General features: G+C 68.6%; 12 protein-coding genes. 4 read left to right on the plus strand and 8 right to left on the minus strand.

Features of this window, described 5'->3' with window-relative positions; genetic code table 11:
* Nucleotides 1-16: 16 nt before the first annotated feature.
* The 8 genes from PM1_RS29320 to PM1_RS29355 form a co-directional block, all read right to left on the minus strand.
* The gene (locus PM1_RS29320; protein WP_009614820.1) at nt 17-2,107 is read right to left on the minus strand and encodes an acetate--CoA ligase family protein; all 2,091 of its coding nucleotides are present in this window, start codon (nt 2,105-2,107) and stop codon (nt 17-19) included.
* A gap of 73 nt (nt 2,108-2,180) precedes the next feature.
* On the minus strand, nt 2,181-3,341 hold the full coding sequence (locus tag PM1_RS29325) for an acyl-CoA dehydrogenase family protein (protein ID WP_009614819.1): 1,161 nt from the start codon (nt 3,339-3,341) through the stop codon (nt 2,181-2,183).
* 17 nt (nt 3,342-3,358) lie between these two features.
* Nucleotides 3,359-4,147: an enoyl-CoA hydratase/isomerase family protein gene (locus tag PM1_RS29330; protein ID WP_009614817.1), complete on the minus strand. Its 789-nt coding sequence runs from the start codon at nt 4,145-4,147 to the stop codon at nt 3,359-3,361.
* A 366-nt stretch (nt 4,148-4,513) separates the two neighbouring features.
* A complete protein-coding gene (locus PM1_RS29335; protein ID WP_009614815.1) occupies nt 4,514-5,917 on the minus strand; it encodes an amino acid permease in 1,404 nt (467 codons plus the stop codon).
* A 1,142-nt stretch (nt 5,918-7,059) separates the two neighbouring features.
* Nucleotides 7,060-9,261 carry an ATP-binding protein gene (locus PM1_RS29340; protein ID WP_009614813.1) on the minus strand — a complete coding sequence of 734 codons (2,202 nt, stop codon included), beginning with the start codon at nt 9,259-9,261 and terminating at the stop codon, nt 7,060-7,062.
* Nucleotides 9,258-10,040, minus strand: a complete 783-nt coding sequence (locus PM1_RS29345) for a substrate-binding periplasmic protein (protein ID WP_009614811.1) — start codon at nt 10,038-10,040, stop codon at nt 9,258-9,260. Before PM1_RS29345 ends, PM1_RS29340 begins: the two co-directional genes overlap by 4 nt.
* Nucleotides 10,041-10,042: 2 nt before the next feature.
* Nucleotides 10,043-10,783, minus strand: coding sequence for a response regulator (locus PM1_RS29350; RefSeq protein ID WP_099049016.1), 741 nt, complete (start codon nt 10,781-10,783; stop codon nt 10,043-10,045).
* A 110-nt stretch (nt 10,784-10,893) separates the two neighbouring features.
* The gene (locus tag PM1_RS29355) at nt 10,894-11,541 is read right to left on the minus strand and encodes a TetR family transcriptional regulator C-terminal domain-containing protein (RefSeq protein ID WP_009614807.1); all 648 of its coding nucleotides are present in this window, start codon (nt 11,539-11,541) and stop codon (nt 10,894-10,896) included.
* A gap of 158 nt (nt 11,542-11,699) precedes the next feature.
* On the opposite strand from PM1_RS29355, the gene PM1_RS29360 reads away from it, so the two are divergent.
* From PM1_RS29360 to PM1_RS29375, 4 genes are all read left to right on the plus strand, one after another.
* The gene (locus tag PM1_RS29360; RefSeq protein WP_009614805.1) at nt 11,700-12,803 is read left to right on the plus strand and encodes a polyamine ABC transporter substrate-binding protein; all 1,104 of its coding nucleotides are present in this window, start codon (nt 11,700-11,702) and stop codon (nt 12,801-12,803) included.
* 110 nt (nt 12,804-12,913) lie between these two features.
* The gene (locus tag PM1_RS29365) at nt 12,914-14,332 is read left to right on the plus strand and encodes an aminotransferase (protein ID WP_009614803.1); all 1,419 of its coding nucleotides are present in this window, start codon (nt 12,914-12,916) and stop codon (nt 14,330-14,332) included.
* Between the two features lie 53 nt (nt 14,333-14,385).
* Nucleotides 14,386-15,234, plus strand: a complete 849-nt coding sequence (locus PM1_RS29370; RefSeq protein WP_024128830.1) for a helix-turn-helix transcriptional regulator — start codon at nt 14,386-14,388, stop codon at nt 15,232-15,234.
* Nucleotides 15,235-15,511: 277 nt separating this feature from the next.
* A complete protein-coding gene (locus tag PM1_RS29375; protein ID WP_009614799.1) occupies nt 15,512-16,519 on the plus strand; it encodes an alpha/beta fold hydrolase in 1,008 nt (335 codons plus the stop codon).
* Nucleotides 16,520-16,578 lie beyond the last annotated feature (59 nt).

Raw genomic sequence — 16,578 nt, forward strand, 5'->3', positions numbered from 1 at the left:
GTTCCCCTTCAGGTCCTCAGGCGTCGGCCAGCCGTATGAGCGCATCCACCGCCACGGCGCCTTCGGCGTTCACCAGCAGCGGGTTGACGTCCAGTTCCAGCAGGCTGTCGGCGTGCTCGCAGGCGTAGTCGGCCACCGCGCGGATGGCGTCCACCAGCTTGTCCATGTCCACCGCCGGGCGGCCGCGGAAGCCGCTGAGCAGCGGCGCGCTGCGCAGGCCCAGCAGGGCGTCGCGGATGGCCGCGTCGGTGGTCGGCAGCAGCAGGCTGCGGCTGTCCTTGAGCAGCTCGACGAGGATGCCGCCGGCGCCCAGCACCAGGGCCAGGCCGAAGCCGACCTCGCGCTTGATGCCGACGATCAGCTCGGCCAGCGGCGGGCTGGCCATGCGTTCCAGCAGCACTTGCTCGAACTTCAGCTGCGGGGCGTGCTTCGCCAGGTTCTCGCGCATATCGAACAGCGCCGCTTCCAGGGCCGCTTCGTTGCGCAGGTTGAGCGCCACGCCGCCGGCCTCGGTCTTGTGCGGCAGCTCGGCGCTGACCGCCTTGAGCACCAGCGGATAGCCCAGGTCGGCGGCGGCCTCGCGGGCCTGGCCGGGGGTGCTGAGCACGGCGGCCGGCAGCGGCAGGCCGAAGGGTTTCAGCACCTGCTTGGACTGCCACTCGTCGAGCAGCCGGCCCTGGCCGTCGATGGCCTGCGGGCACAGCGGCACCAGCGCCGCCTCGCCACGGGCCAGCAGCGCGTCGCGGCGCTGGCGGTAGTGGGCGATGCGGCCCCAGGCGGCGAGGCCGTCTTCCACACCTTGCAACGCGGCTACGCCGTGGCCGTGCAGCAGCTCGCGGGCGTGGGCCGGCAGCAGTTCGGGCAGCGCCGAGGCGATGAAGCCGACCTTGTCGTGGCGCTTCAGCGCCGCGCAATACAGTTCCAGCAGCAGGTCGCACTGCGGGCGCTCGCCGGTTTCCTCGCCGGGGTAGTCGAGCACCAGCAGGGCCGCGTCGGCCGGCGTGCGCAGGGCGCTGTCGAGCATCTTCTCCAGCGCCGGGCCGTCGCCCCAGATGGCGGTGGTGAAGTCCAGCGGGTTGGCGATGTTGGCGTAGTCCGGCAGCACCTGGGCCAGTTCGGCGCGCTGCGCGTCGACCAGCCTGGGCAACGGCAGGCCGTTGCGTTCGGCGTAGTCGGCGATCAGCCCGGCGTCGCCGCCGGAGCAGGCCAGCGCAGCCAGGCTCGGGCCGGCCGGCAGGTTGCCGCAGGCGGCGGCCTTGAGGGTTTCGATGAAGCTCACCGGGCCGCTCACGCGGATCACCCCGAGGCGCTCGAAGAGCGCGTCGTACAGCGCGTCGGAGCCGGCCAGCGAACTGGTGTGGCTGAGCGCCAGTTCCGCGCCTATCTGCGACACGCCGGTCTTCAGCGCGATCACCGGGATGCCCTTCTGCAACGCCTTATAGGCGGCGCGGGCGAAGCCGGGGACGTTCTTCAGGCCTTCCAGGTGCAGGCCGATGGCGGTGACGCGCGGCTCGTCGAGCAGCACGTCCATCAGCTCGGCCACGCCCAGCTGCGCCTGGTTGCCCACCGAGGCCATGTAGGCGATGGGCAGCGAGCGGTCGCTCATCGACAGGTTGTAGGCGAAGTTGCCGCTCTGCGTCAGCACCGCCACGCCCTTCTCGACGATGTGCCCGCCGTGGGCCACCGGCCACAGGGCGGCGCCGTGCAGGTAGTCGAGCAGGCCGTAGCAGTTGGGCCCGAGCAGGGCCATGTCGCCGGCCACATCGAGCAGGCACTGCTGCAGGGCCTGGCCTTCGGCGCCGGTTTCGGCGAAGCCGGAGGCGTAGCAGATGGCGCCGCCGGCGCCCTTGGCGGCCAGCTCGGCGACCGCGTTCAGGGTCAGGTCGCGGTTGGTGGCGATGAACACCGCGTCGGGGCCTTCGGGCAGCTCGGCGACGCTGCGCACGCAGGGCACGCCTTCCAGCTCGTCGTATTGCGGGTTGACCAGCCACAGCGGCCCGGCGAAGCCGCCCTCGGCGCAGCGCTTGAGCGCGCGGGCCATGCTGCGGCCGCCGATGAAGGCCAGGTGACGGGGCGCCAGCAGGCGCTTGAGGTTCTCTGTGTTCATATCAGGTCTCGGTGCAAGGCTCGTTGCCCTCTCCCCCAGCCCCTCTCCCGCAAGCGGGAGAGGGGAGCGAGGATCAGCGCAGCAGCGGCCGCAGCAGTTCGCGGGAGATGATGTGGCGCTGGATTTCCGAAGTGCCTTCCCAGATGCGCTCGATGCGCGCGTTGCGCCAGATGCGTTCCACCGGGCCTTCGTCCATCAGGCCCATGCCGCCGAATATCTGCACGGTCTCGTCGGCGACCTTGCCGAGCACTTCGCTGGCGAACAGCTTGGCCATGCCGGCCTCGCCGTCGGTCATGCTGCCCTGGTCCATCTTCCACGCGGTGTGCAGGGTCATCAGCTCGGCGGCGCGGATCTGCGTGGCCATGTCGGCCAGCTTGAAGGAAATGCCCTGGTAGCTGCCGATGGCCTGGCCGAACTGCTTGCGGTCGGCCGACCATTGCAGGGCCAGGTCCATGGCGCGCTGGGCCTGGCCGACGCAGTTGGCGGCGACCATCACGCGGCCGGCGGTGAGCCAGGCGTTGGCCACTTCCCAGCCCTTGTCGACTTCGCCGAGGACCTTGGAGGCCGGTACGCGGCAGTCGTCGAAGAAGATTTCGTAGGTGTGGTAGCCCTTGTTGCTGACGCATTTCGGGCCGCGGCGCACGGTCATGCCGGCGGTGCCCTTGTCGACCAGGAAGGCGGTCACGGCGTTGCGCTTCTTGCCGTTGCGCTCGTAGCTGTCGGTGACGGCGAAGACGATGGCGAAGTCGGCGTGCCCGGCGTGGCTGATGAAGTGCTTGGCACCGTTGATCACGAAGTCGTCGCCGTCGCGCACGGCGCGGGTCTTGATCGAGTTGGCGTCGGAGCCGGCGCCCGGCTCGGTGAGGGCGAAGCAGTCGATCTTCTCGCCGTTCACGCAGGGCAGCAGGTAGTCCTGCACCTGTTGGTCCTTGCAGGCCATGAGGATTTTCGAGGGCCGCGCGACGAACACGTGCAGCGCCCAGGAGACCTTGGACAGCTCGCGCTCGACCAGCGCCTGGGACAGGTAGTCGAGGCCGCCGCCGCCGACTTCCTCGGGCATGTTGAAGGCGTAGAAGCCGGCGGCCAGCGCCTTGCCGCGAATCTGCGCGGCGAGCTCCGGCGACACCGCGTCGGCGCGGTCGACTTCTTCCTCGTGGGGCAGCAGCTCTTTCTCGACGAAGGCCTTGACCGCCTCGACGAGCATTTCCTGTTCCTGGGTCAGTTTGAAATCCATGGGGAATACCTCGCCGCTCAACGGCCTTGGAATTGGGGGGAGCGTTTCTCGGCCACGGCGCGCAGGGCTTCGGCGGCGTCCTCGCTGCGGCCGCAGAGCAGCCCGGCGGCCTGCTCGGCCTCCAGTTGCTGGGCCAGCGTGCGGTTGGCGCCATCGCGGATCAGGCGCTTGGTCTGGGCGAAGGCGAAGGTCGGGCCGGCGGCCAGGCGCGCGGCGAATTCGCCGACCCGGGCCTGCAGCTGATCATCGGCGACCACTTCGCCGACCAGGCCGGCGTTCAGCGCGCGCTCGGCGTTCCACAGTTCGTCGAGGAACAGCAGGCGCTTGGCCGCTTCGCTGCCGATCAGCCGCGGCAGGTGCCAGCTGGCGCCGGCATCCGGGCAGTAGGCCATGCCGGTGTAGCCGGCCTTGAAGCGCGCCGAGGCGCCGGCGATGCGGAAGTCGCAGCACAGGGTGAGGTCCATCCCGGCGCCGACGGCGGTACCGTTGATGGCGGCGATGGTCGGCTTGTCCAGGCCGTGCAGGCGGCTCATCAGGGCGTGGGCGGTCTCGGTCCAGCCGTAGGTCTCCAGCTCGCCGCGGGCTTCCGCCTCGGCCCATTCGGCGAGGTCGGCGCCGGCGCAGAAGCTGCGGCCCTCGCCGGTCAGCACGATGACGCGCACGGCCGGGTCGACGGCGTAGTCATCGAGCAGCGCGTGCAGGTTCTTCAGCGTGGGAACGTCCAGCGCGTTGCGCTGTTCGGGGCGGTTCAGGGTGATCCAGGCGATGCCGTCCTGGACCCGGCTGAGCGGGGATGCGTGAGTCATGCTGGCCTCGTTGTTGTTGTCGCATGAGGGCGGTGTTGGCCACCATACTAAACAAGTGTTCAACAAGACGGCAATGCACCCGTTCGGGGGGCTTGTAACGCCCCGCCGGACGGCGGGAAGGCCACGTGGTGCGGGGGCTGTGGGCATTCGGAAGGGTTTTCCCCGGGACCTTGTTACAACTTCGCACAAACGGCCCTGCGGGCCTTCGCGGACGAAGTCTCCTACGGTTCCAGGAAGCACGGCTTTTCGTAGGATGGGTTGAGCTTGCGAAACCCATGCGGTTGCGGTGATGGGTATCGCTTCGCTCAACGCCATCCTACGAAAGGCCGAAAAGCGAAAAGCCCCGCGGGGCGGGGCTTCGTGGGCTCAACCGACGCTCGGCAGCGCCTCATCGATCACCTGCGGGCGCTTGCGCTTGAGCACGTAGTAGGCCAGGTAGCAGGCGGCGATGAAGCCGAAGCCCCAGTACAGCGACGGGCGCTGGGTCGGGTCCAGGGCCAGGAACACGAACAGCGCGCAGCAGATGGCGATGCAGGCCAGGGGGATCAGCGGGAACAGCGGCGCGGCGTATTTCAGGTCGGCCACCGTGCCGCCCTTGGCCATGTGTTCGCGGCGGAAACGGTACTGGGCGTAGGCGATGACGATCCAGGTCACGGTGCCGGACATGCCGCTCACCGCCATCAGCACCATGAACAGGGTGTCGGCGGCGACCACGCTGGTCAGCAGCGAGAGCAGGGCGAAGGCCAGGCTGATCAGCAACGCGTACAGCGGCACGCCGCGGGAACTGAGTTTGGACAGGCCCTTGGGCGCCATGCCGGTCTTGGACATGGCCCAGAGGATGCGGGTGGAGGCGTACAGGCCGGAGTTGCCCACCGAGAGGATGGCGGTGAGGATGACGAAGTTCATCAGGTCCGCCGCGTAGGGGATGCCGACCATGTCGAACACCTGCACGAACGGGCTTTCCACCAGCCCGGCCTGCTGCCAGGGGACGATGGCGGCCAGCACGACGATCGCCAGCACGTAGAAGATCAGCACGCGGAACACCACGTTGCGCACGGCGCGGGGGATGCTCTTCTCCGGCTGGTCGGTCTCGCCGGCGGCCACGCCCATGATCTCGCAGCCCTGGAAGGCGTAGACCACCGTCATCATCACCGCGAACACCGCCGACAGGCCGTTGGGGAACAGCTGGTCGCCGACCAGGTTGTCGAGCATGGGGGCGGGTGCGCCGTCGTTGAGGTGGATGCCGCCGAAGATCACCAGCACGCCGACGATGATGAAGGCGAGGATGGCCGCGACCTTGATCCCGGCGAACCAGTACTCGGCCTCGCCGAAGGCGCGGGTGGCCAGGGCGTTGAGGGAGAACAGCACGACCACGAAGAAGCCCGACCAGAGCCAGATCGGCACCTCGGGGAACCAGCGCGTCATCAGCATGCCGGCGGCGGTGAATTCCAGGCCGACGGTGGAAGCCCAGCTCATCCAGTACACCCAGCCGATCATGAACCCGGTGGCCGGGCCGATGAAGCGCGTGGCGTGGGCCTGGAAGGAGCCGGAGACGGGCATCTGCACCGACAGCTCGCCCAGGCAGACCATCACCAGATACATCAGCAGGCCAGCCACCAGGTAGGCCAGCACGGCGCCGGCCGGGCCGCCCTGGTTGATGGTGACGCCGGCGCCCATGAACAGGCCGGTGCCGATCACCCCGCCGAGGGACAGCATGAAGATGTGGCGGCTCTTGAGCGCGCGGGTGAGCTGGATCTTCGAATCAGACATGGCGCACCTCCGGCAAACGGCGGGCGCGGCGAAGCGGAACTCTACGTTGGATCATTGTTGTTATCTCCAATCAGTCAGAGGCCGTGGCTCGGGGCACGGATACCGCCGGATTATTCGAAGGGGATGTAAGGTCGCGTTGAACGGCGGGATCGAAGATGTAAAAAGCTGTAAGGAATTTGTAGCGGGCTAGTCCCCACGCCCTCGGGATAACGTCCGGCTGACGCCGAAACATCCAAGCCTGCCGAACGGCCCCCTCTCCCTTCAGGGCGGGGCGCGCAGCCGAGGGCTGGGGAGAGGGAACGGAGTCAGCCGAACGCACGGAGTTCATCTGGGAGCCCGCAACCCTCTCCCTAACCCTCTCCCTGAAGGGAGAGGGGACTGTCCGTGCCAGCGGGGAATGCGTGCCTCCCTGCTGGATCTGCGCATTCTGTGCTTTTCGTAGGAGCGAGCTTGCTCGCGAACCGCATGGCACCGCAGCCGCCGGGAGATTCGTTCGCGAGCAAAGGAATTTGTAGCGGGGGCTTTTCGGACGCATCGGCTGACGCCGAAACATCCAAGCCTGCCGATCGGCCCCCTCGCCCTTCAGGGCGGGGCGCGCAGCCGAGGGCTGGGGAGAGGGGACGGAGTCAGCCGAACGCACGGAGTTCATCTGGGAGCCCGCAACCCTCTCCCTAACCCTCTCCCTGAAGGGAGAGGGGACCGTCCGTGCCTGCTGTATGCGCGTGCCTCCCCGCTGGGTCTGCGCATTCTGTGCTTTTCGTAGGAACGAGCTTGCTCGCGAACCGCATGGCACCGCAGCCGCCGGGAGATTCGTTCGCGAGCAAAGGAATTTGTAGCGGGGGCTTTTCGGACGCACCGGCTGACGCCGAAACGTCCAAGCCTGCCGTGCGGCCCCCTCTCCCTTCAGGGCGGGGCGCGCAGCCGAGGGCTGGGGAGAGGGGACGGAGTCAGCCGAACGCACGGAGTTCATCTGGGAGCCCGCAACCCTCTCCCTGAAGGGAGAGGGGACCGTCCGTGCCTGCTGGATGCGCGTGCCTCCCTGCTGGGTCTGCGCATTCTGTGCTTTTCGTAGGAGCGAGCTTGCTCGCGAACCGCATGGCACCGCAGCCGCCGGGGGGATCCGTTCGCGAGCAAGCTCGCTCCTACAGGAGGTGCGGCCTGGCGGCGTGGAGTTGCGTGTCGAGCCTTTCGGCCCAGGCTTGCAGGGGCTCGCCGGCCAGCGCCGCTTCTTCCAGGCCGTGCAGGCATTCGCCCAGGCCGCGTAGGCCCATGGAATGGCAACTGCCCGCCAGGCGGTGGGCCAGGCCGGCGGCCTCGCTGGCGTCGCCGGCGCGGATGGCTTCGTGGAGCAGCGGCAGTTGCTGCGCCAGCAGCTCGCGCAGCACGCCGAGCAGTTCCTTCACCCGGTGCTCGCCCAGCAGTTCACGGTGGGTCGCCAGCACCTGCTCGTCGATCACCCCATCCACCTCGCGCTCGAGCACAGGCGCGTGCAGGCTGGCCAGCGCACGGCGCAAATCATCGACCCGCAACGGCTTGGCCAGCACGCCTTGCATGCCGGCTTCGAAGTAGGTGCGCACCAGCGCCGGCTGCACGCTGGCGGTGAAGGCGAGGATCGGCGTTTCCCGGTTGCGCCCGCCCTCCTGGCCGCGGATCGCCCGGCACAGTTCGATGCCGCCCAGGCCCGGCAGGTGCATGTCCAGCAGGATCAGGTCGAAGGCCTGCTCGCGACAGGCGACCAGCGCCGGTTCGGCATCCTCGGCCAGGCGCACGGCGTGACCGTCGCGCTCCAGCAGGCCCTGGGCCACTTCGCGATTGAGCGGCACGTCCTCCACCAGCAGCACGCTCAGGGCACGTTCGCTGCGCGGGGCCGCCTGCGGTTCCACCACGGGAGCCAGCGCGGCTTGCAGCTCGACCTCGAACCAGAAGGTGCTGCCCTGCCCTTCCCGGCTGCGCACGCCGATGCGTCCGCCCATGGCTTCCACCAGGCGCTTGCTGATGGCCAGGCCCAGGCCGCTGCCGCCGTAGCGGCGGGTGACTTCCTCGCTGGCCTGGGTGAAGCGTTCGAAGATGCGCGCCTGCACCGCCTCGGGAATGCCGATGCCATCGTCGACCACGGCGAAGCGCAGGCGCTGGCCTTCGCCCTGCTGCGCCAGCAGTTCCACCTCCACGCGCACTTCGCCGCCCTCGGTGAACTTCACCGCGTTGGCCACCAGGTTGCTCAGCACCTGGCGGAGGAACTGCTCGGCGCCGCGGCAACGGCGGCGCACGTCGTCGTCCAGGTGCAGCGACAGGCGCGTGGCATTGGCCGCCGCGCGGGGCTCCAGCAGCGTCAGCACCTCGTCGAGCAGCTCGCCGAGGTCGAAGTCCACCGGCTCCGGCAGGCTGGCGCCGTCCTCCAGCTTGGCGAAGTGCAGCACTTCGTTGAGCACCGCCAGCAGGCCTTCGCCGGCCTTGTGCAGGGCGTGCAGGCGCTTGCGTTCCAGCTCGCCCAGGGGCGCGTCGCGCAGCAGTTCGGCCATGCCGAGGATGCCGTTGAGCGGGGTGCGGATTTCGTGGCTCATGGTGGCCAGGAAGCGGCTCTTCGCCTCGTTGGCCGCCTCGGCCTCGTCCTTGGCCCGGCGCAGGCTGGCGGTGCGCCGCTCGACCTGGCGCTGCAGTTCGTCGCGCTCTTCGCGCAGGGCCTGGCGCATGTCGTCCAGGGAATGGGCCACGGTGTCGAGTTCGTCGGCCTCGGCGCGGATGCGCTTGTCCAGGCGCAGCGGCTGTTGCAGGTCGCCGCCGGCCATGCGCCCGGCGAACTCGGCCATGCGCTCCAGGTGGCGCGTCACCAGCTTGTGGAACAGCCAGCTCAGGGCCACCGCCAGGCCGCAGAGGAACAGACCCATCCACAGCAGGTTGCTCAGCCCGCCGTGCCAAAGGCGGCGGTACACGGCGCCCTGGTCGATGGCCACGGCCAGCTCGCCGAGAGCGCGCAGTTCGCCGTCCGGCGGCTGGTAGCTGAGCGGGAAGTGCTCGACGCGCAGCGGGCCGGGGGCCTGGATGTCGCCCTGGATCAGGTTGAAGTCGGCGCTGGCCAGGCTGGCCCAGGCGATGTCGGGGAAGTCCACCAGGCCGTGCAGTTGCACGTTGAGCTGGGCCTGGTTGAGGTCCCACAGGCTGCGCTCGAAGCTGGCCAGGTAGCCGCTGCGGATCAGCTCCAGACGGGTTTCGATGTCGCGCATCTCGCGGCGGTATTCCAGGTACAGCTGCAGGGCGCCGGCCAGCAGGGTGAAGCACAGACTGAAGCCCAGCACCCGCAGCAGCAGGCGCCGCGCCAGCGGGCCGGGGGCGCGCAGGGCCTTCATCGTTGCGCCCCGGCGGCGAGCATGGCGCGGTAGTCGCGCTCGCTCTCATCCAGCCAGCGCGCCAGGCTGCCGTCGGCCTGCAGGCGTTGCAGGGCCTTGTCGATCTCGCCCAGGCGCGCCTGCAACGGCGAGTGCCGCGACACCGCCAGGCGCAGGTAGTCGACGGTGATCGGTTGCGGCGCGTCTACTATGTCCGCGCCGCCGGGCAGGCGCTCGACCAGCAGCCGCCCGGTGCGCCGCTCGTAGGGGATGAAGTCGATGCGCTGGCGGATCAGCTTGCCGAAGTTCTGCGTGCTGTCGGAGACGTACTCGATGTTGTCGTGGCTGGCGACGAAGCGGTCGAACCCGGCGCCGTAGCTCTCGCCGAAAAGCAGGCCGCCGCGGTAATGGGAGAGGTCGTCGAGCGTCTGGAAGCGCACCGGCTTGTGGCGGTTGTAGAACAGCGCCACCTCCTCGCGCAGCACCGGCGCCTCGGCGAAGGCCAGGCCCTGGTCGCGCTGCGCCGTGCGGTAGGCCAGCACCACGTCGACGCGCCCGGCGGCGGCGTCCATCAGGCAGCGCTTCCAGTTGCCCAGCACCACCACCTGCACGTCGTAGCCGAGCCCGCCGAGCACGCGCTTCACCACCTGTGGCGCCAGCCCGCGCACTTCATGGCCGTCGCTCCAGGACACCGGCGGGTACACCGGATAGTCGCAGTAGCGCACGCGCTCGGCGGCCGGCGCCAGGCCGCCCCGGGCCAGGACGAGCAGCGCCAGGGCGAGCAGGGCCAGCCAGCGCACGTTCAGGCGTCGCTGGGGGCGGCGGTGAACAGGTAGCCGGCGCCGTGGATGGTGATGATCAGCTCGGGTTCGGCCGGGTCGTCGCGCAGCTTGCGGCGCAGGCGGCCGACCAGCACATCGATGGAGCGGTCGTTGGGCAGCCACTCGCGGTTGCGGATCTGGTCCATCAGTTGGTCGCGGCTGAGGGTGTGGCCGCTGTTGCGCAGGAACACGCTGAGCAGCTGGAACTCGCCGTGGGTGAGCAGGGTTTCGCCGCCGTCGCGGTCGACCAGGCGCCGGCGGTCCGGGTCCAGGCGCCACTGGGCGAAGCGCTTCAGCGGCTGGCGCGCCGGCGTCGCCGCGGCCGGGGCGCGGGCATGGCGCACGCGGCGGATCAGGTTCTTCGCCCGCGACACCAGCTCGCGCGGGTTCGGCGGCTTGATCACGTAGTCGTCGGCGCCGCATTCCAGGCCGACGATGCGGTCGATGTCGTCGTTGCGCCCGGTGATGAGGATGATGCCCACCTCCGAGCGCACGCGCAGTTCGCGGGTGAGGGTCAGGCCGTCCTTGCCGGGCAGGCGGATGTCCAGCAGCACCAGGTCGAAGGGCGGGCCGCCCTGCTCGGCTTCGGCCAGGCTGGCCTCGGCCTGTTCGGCGGTGCTGGCGCAGGCCACCTCGTAGCCCTCCCCGGCGAGGTAGGACTGGAGGAGTTCGTGGATCAGCGGATCGTCGTCGACGATCAGTACACGGGGAGCCATCGCCAATACCCTGCTGCGGCCGCCGGCGAGGTCGCGGCGGATTTCTTATTAGAGGATGGACGCCCATGGGAAATTTCCCAGGGGCCGGCGCAGAGTAGCGATTGCTGAACGGCCGATCAACAGTCCGCCGGCCGACGGCTGAAGCGCTGCCGCCCGCCGGCCTGCAGGCCGTCGACCCAGGCTTCGCAGACCTGGATGCCCTGCTCGGGGCTGAAGGTGTTGGGGTTCAGCCCGGATTCCAGCCACAGGCCGTCGAGCATGGCGGACAGGGCGATGGCGGCGAGGTCGGCATCGAAGTCGGCCCAGCCTTCCTCTTCGGCCAATTGGTTCAGCGCCTGGGCCAGCAGGGCGCGGTACTCGCCGTAGGAATGGTCGTGGGCACGGTTGATCGCCTCGGCGGTCTTCACCGCGCCCCAGAACGCCAGCCAGGCATCGAGTAGCTGCGGGTCGAGCAGCTCGGCGCTGAACGAGGCGCGGAAGAACGCCGACAGGCGTGCGCGAGGGTCCGGCGCGGCCTGGTCGATGGCTTCGCGCAGCAACTGCATGACGCGCCCGGTGACCGTCAGGTAGGCCTCGGCGACCAGCTCGTCCTTGCCCGCGTAGTGGTGGTTGATCAGCCCCACCGAGACCCCGGCCTCGGCGCAGATCTTGCGGATCGACGCGCCCTGGAAGCCGTGCTGCTTCAGGCACGCCAGGGTGGCCTCGATCAGCAGCGCCTTGCGCTGTTCGGGTTCCAGCCGGGAAAAGCGCACTGCCTGGTTCATCGCCTGCCGCTCCTGTGTCCGAGGCCGCCAATCTGAACGAATGTGCAACAGCATACCAGCCCCACCCACCCATTCGGGGAATGGCCCGGCGACGGCCGGCGGCGGACAGTGGCCACAGCCGACACGACCCTCGAACAACAACCACAGGTGGGAGTGACATGTACAAATCCTGCGCAGCGATCCTGGGCACGGCCCTGCTGCTGAGCCCCTTGCTCGGCCAGGCCGCGGACGCCGACGGCGGCAACACGCTGAGGCTGTACAACTGGACCGACTACATCGGCGAACACACCATCGCCGACTTCGAGAAAGCCACCGGGATCAAGGTGGTCTACGACACCTTCGACTCCTACGAGACGGTGCAGGGCAAGCTGCTGCCCGGCCGCTCCGGCTACGACCTGGTGGTGCTCAACGCCGCGCTGGTGCCGCCGCTGCTCAAGGCCGGGGTGTTCCAGCCGCTGGACAAGAGCAGGCTGCCCAGCTGGAGCAACCTCGACGCCGAGGTGCTCAAGCACCTGGACCACTACGACCCGGGCGTGCAGTACTCGGCGCCCTACACCTGGGGCAGCAACGGCATCACCTACAACATCGAGAAGATCAAGCAGCGCATGCCCGACGCACCCATCGGTTCGCTGGCGATGCTGTTCGATCCCAAGGTGGTGTCGAAATTCGCCGACTGCGGGGTGACCATCATCGACTCGCCCACCGACGTCATCCCGCTGGCCCTGGCCTACCTCAAGCGCGACCCGAACAGCGCCAACCCCGAGGACCTCAAGGCCGCCCAGGACCTGCTGCAGTCGATCCGCCCGTACATCCGCAAGTTCGACTCCACCAGCTACCTCAACGGCCTGGCCAACGGCGACCAGTGCATGGCCATGACCTGGTCCGGCGACTACGCCACCGCCCAGGCCCGCGCCGACGAGGCCGGGGCCAAGGTCAAGCTGGGCTACTTCGTGCCCAGGGAAGGCTCGCTGATCTGGTTCGACGACTTCTACATCCCGGCCGACGCGCCGCACGTGGCCAACGCCCACAAGTTCATCGAGTACATGCTGCAGCCGAAGGTGGCCGCCGACGTCAGCGACTACATCCGCTACGCCACCAGCAACGGCGCGGCCAAGCCGCTGCTGGCCAGCGAGGTGCGTGACGATCCGGCGATCTACCCGGATGCCGAGACGCGTTCGCGGCTGTTCACCCAGAAGGTCCAGGGGCCCAAGGCCACGCGGCTGATCACCCGGACGTGGAATGCGGTGAAGACGGGGACCTGATGAGCTGACTTTCAAGAGCCCCCTCTCCCCAGCCCTCGGCTGCGCGCCCCGCCCTGAAGGGAGAGGGAAACGGAATTAACGAGATGAAACCGCACTATCGAGGTACTGCCATGACCACCCCATCCGCCGCCTTCTTCGCCCAGTTCGATGACGAAAAGCTGGTCGCCGCCGACAAGGCCCACTACGTGCACGGCTACCACGTGTTCGACGACCACCGCGAGAACGGCGCGCTGAACATTGCCGCAGGCCAGGGCGCCTACATCTACGACACCAAGGGCAACCGCTACCTGGACGCCGTGGGCGGCATGTGGTGCACCAACATCGGCCTGGGCCGCGAGGAAATGGCCGAGGCCATCGCCGAGCAGGTGCGCCAGCTGGCCTACTCCAACCCCTTCTGCGACATGGCCAACGTCACCGCCATCCAGCTCTGCGAGAAGCTCGCCGAACTGGCCCCGGGCGACCTCGACCACGTGTTCCTCACCACCGGCGGCTCCACCGCCGTGGACACCGCCTACCGGCTGATCCAGTACTACCAGAACTGCCGCGGCAAGCACGCCAAGAAGCACATCATCAGCCGCGTCAACGCCTACCACGGCTCGACTTTCCTGACCATGTCGCTCGGCGGCAAGGTCGCCGACCACCCGGCCGAGTTCGACTTCCTCAAGGACTTCATCCACCACATTTCCTGCCCCAATCCCTACCGCGCGCCGGCGGGCATGACCGAGGGCGATTTCCTGGAGTTCCTGGTCAAGGAATTCGAGGACAAGATCCTGGAACTGGGCGCGGACAACGTGGCGGCCTTCTTCGCCGAGCCGATCATGGGCTCGGGCGGCGTGATCATCCCGCCCAAGGGTTACCACAAGCGCATGTGGGAGGTGTGCCGGAAGTACGACCTGCTCTACGTCGCCGACGAGGTGGTGACCTCCTTCGGCCGCCTGGGCGCGTTCTTCGCCTCCGAGGACGTGTTCGGCATGCAGCCGGACATCATCACCACCGCCAAGGGCCTGACCTCCGGCTACCTGCCGCTGGGCGCGTGCATCTTCTCCGGCCGTATCTGGAAGGTGATCGCCGAGCCGAACCAGGGCCGCTGCTTCAGCCACGGCTTCACCTACAGCGGGCACCCGGTGAGCTGCATCTCGGCGCTGAAGAACATCGAGATCATCCAGCGCGAGAACCTGCTGGAACACGTCAAGGACGTCGGCGCCTACCTGGAGCAGCGCCTGAAAGAGCTGGCCGAGCTGCCGCTGGTGGGCGACGTGCGCTGCCAGAAGCTGATGGCCTGCGTCGAGTTCGTCGCCGACAAGCGCAGCAAGACGCTGTTCCCCGAGGAGCTGAACATCGGCGAGAAGATCCACCTGCGCGCGCAGAAGCGCGGCCTGCTGGTGCGCCCCATCGTGCACCTGAACGTGATGTCGCCGCCGCTGACCATCACCCGCGAGCAGGTCGACGAAGTGGTCGACACCCTGCGCGAGGCGATTCTCGAAACTGCCGAGGACCTCAAGCGCAGCGGCGACTACGCGGGGCACTGATGCGCGGACACGGCGCTTTGCACCTGGTCGGCGGCGGCCGTATGCTGCCGACCATGAGCACACCGGCCACCCCACCCAACAGCCCGGCCCTGCATGCCTGGCATGCGGGGCTGGCGCGCGCCATGGCGGCGGTGGCCACGGCGGAGTTCCCGGCGCGGCTGGTGGAGGCGCTCGGCGCGCTGGTGCCCATCGAGTCCTCGCTGTTCGGCCTGGAGCGCAAGGGCCAGCCGCCGCGCCACCTGTTCCAGCACGGCATCCCCGCGCAATACCGCGAGCCGCTGACCGAGCGCTACTACGCCCGCGGCTACCTGCTCGACCCCTTCTGCCTGGCCATGGAAGGCGGCCTGGCCGAGGGCTTCTACCCGCTGGCGGAAATCGCCCCGGACGACTTCTTCGCCAGCGAGTACTACAAGACCTACTACCTCAAGTGCGGCTCGGTGGAAGACAGCCACTACATCGTCGACCTGGACGCCCAGCGCAAGCTTTCCCTGTGCGTGTACCAGGGCCGCAGCGGCGCGCGCTTCAGCGAGGAACAGACCGAACTGCTGCGCGCCGCGCTGCCGCTGGTGCGCGAGCTGTGCCGGCAGTTCGAGAGCCGCGGCGGCCTCGACCTGCTGCTGGCCGGCGGCGACGCCGGCGCGCAACCGGCGGCGGCGCTGAACCGGCACATCCGCGAAGCCTTCATGAACTTCGGCGGCGACTGCCTGACCGAACGCGAACGGGAAATCGCCCACTTGCTGCTGCGCGGCCACTCGGTGAAGTCCAGCGCGCGGGTGCTGGACATCTCGCCGGAGACGGTGCGCATGCACCGCAAGCACCTCTACACCAAGCTGGAGATCAACTCCCAGGCGGAGCTGTTCTCGCTGTTCATCGACTGGCTGACCCGCGACGGGCCCGCCTGAAACGCCGCCATCGCGAACGGAGTCACCTGTAGGAGCGCGCCCTGCGCGCGATTCGCGGGCAGGGCCCGCTCCTACAATACGGATAGGCACGGCTTCTCGTAGGATGGCGTTGAGCGCAGCGATACCCATCGCCGTGACTGCGTGCTCCACTCCGCAGCGTTACGCAACCCCGGTCAAACGGCGGATAACCGCGAACGGTTATCCGCCCTACGCCCTTGTGAGCCTCAAGCCTCCCCAGGCATGCTAGAGCATTCCCCCGCCCTCCCGAGGAAACCCCATGTTCCGACGCTGGCTCCCCGCCCTGCTGCTGGCCGCCGCCCTGCCGCTGCAGGCCGCCGAAACCCGGCCGAACTACGGTCCCGAACTGGAACGCTTCAACTACGCCTACCCGGTGGGACACTTCAGCTTCGCCTCCCAGGGCAAGCACGTGCACATGGCCTACATCGACGTGAAGCCGGCCAAGCCCAACGGCCGCGCGGTGGTGCTGCTGCACGGCAAGAACTTCTGCGCCGGCACCTGGGAGGCGAGCATCGCCGCTCTCAGCGCCGCCGGCTACCGGGTGGTGGCGCCGGACCAGATCGGTTTCTGCAAGTCGACCAAGCCGGAGCACTACCAGTACAGCTTCCAGCAACTGGCCAGCAACACCCACGCCCTGCTGGACAAGCTCAGGCTGCACAAGGTGACCATGCTCGGCCACTCCACCGGCGGCATGCTCGCCGCGCGCTACGCGCTGATGTACCCGCAGCAGGTCGAGCAGCTGGTGCTGGTCAACCCCATCGGCCTTGAGGACTGGAAGGCCCTGGGCGTGCCCTACCGCACCCCGGACCAGTGGTACGAGCGCGAGCTGAAGACCAGCGCCGAGAGCATCCGCAAGTACGAGCAAGCCACCTACTACGCCGGCCAGTGGAAGCCGGAGTACGACAAGTGGGTGAACATGCTCGCCGGCCTGTACAACGGCTCCGGCCACGAGCGCGTGGCGTGGAACTCGGCGCTGCAGTACGACATGATCTTCACCCAGCCGGTGGTCTACGAGTTCGGCCAGATCCAGGCGCCCACCCTGCTGATGATCGGCACCCAGGACAACACCGCGATCGGCAAGGACGTGGCCCCCGAGCCGCTGCGCGCCAAGCTGGGCAACTACGCCGAGCTGGGCAAGCGCACCGCCCAGGCCATCCCCCACGCCACCCTGGTGGAGTTCGACAAGCTCGGCCACGCGCCGCAGATCCAGGACCCGCAGGCCTTCCACGCGGCGCTGCTCAAGGGCCTGGCGGACCTCAAGCATTGAGAGTGGCTGCACCGATGGGCGCTTCGTAGGATGGGTTGAGCCTGCGAAACCCATCCTAC

This window comes from Pseudomonas sp. M1 (assembly GCF_022760135.1).
GTDB classification, from domain to species: Bacteria; Pseudomonadota; Gammaproteobacteria; order Pseudomonadales; family Pseudomonadaceae; genus Pseudomonas; species Pseudomonas citronellolis.

What these genes read in the sequence shown, in the direction of transcription:
- PM1_RS29320 (WP_009614820.1), bottom strand. Translation starts at nt 2,107, where the DNA reads ATGAACACAGAGAACCTCAAGCGCCTGCTGGCGCCCCGTCACCTGGCC.
- PM1_RS29325 (WP_009614819.1), bottom strand. Translation starts at nt 3,341, where the DNA reads ATGGATTTCAAACTGACCCAGGAACAGGAAATGCTCGTCGAGGCGGTC.
- PM1_RS29330 (WP_009614817.1), bottom strand. Translation starts at nt 4,147, where the DNA reads ATGACTCACGCATCCCCGCTCAGCCGGGTCCAGGACGGCATCGCCTGG.
- PM1_RS29335 (WP_009614815.1), bottom strand. Translation starts at nt 5,917, where the DNA reads ATGTCTGATTCGAAGATCCAGCTCACCCGCGCGCTCAAGAGCCGCCAC.
- PM1_RS29340 (WP_009614813.1), bottom strand. Translation starts at nt 9,261, where the DNA reads ATGAAGGCCCTGCGCGCCCCCGGCCCGCTGGCGCGGCGCCTGCTGCTG.
- PM1_RS29355 (WP_009614807.1), bottom strand. Translation starts at nt 11,541, where the DNA reads ATGAACCAGGCAGTGCGCTTTTCCCGGCTGGAACCCGAACAGCGCAAG.
- PM1_RS29360 (WP_009614805.1), top strand. Translation starts at nt 11,700, where the DNA reads ATGTACAAATCCTGCGCAGCGATCCTGGGCACGGCCCTGCTGCTGAGC.
- PM1_RS29365 (WP_009614803.1), top strand. Translation starts at nt 12,914, where the DNA reads ATGACCACCCCATCCGCCGCCTTCTTCGCCCAGTTCGATGACGAAAAG.
- PM1_RS29370 (WP_024128830.1), top strand. Translation starts at nt 14,386, where the DNA reads ATGAGCACACCGGCCACCCCACCCAACAGCCCGGCCCTGCATGCCTGG.
- PM1_RS29375 (WP_009614799.1), top strand. Translation starts at nt 15,512, where the DNA reads ATGTTCCGACGCTGGCTCCCCGCCCTGCTGCTGGCCGCCGCCCTGCCG.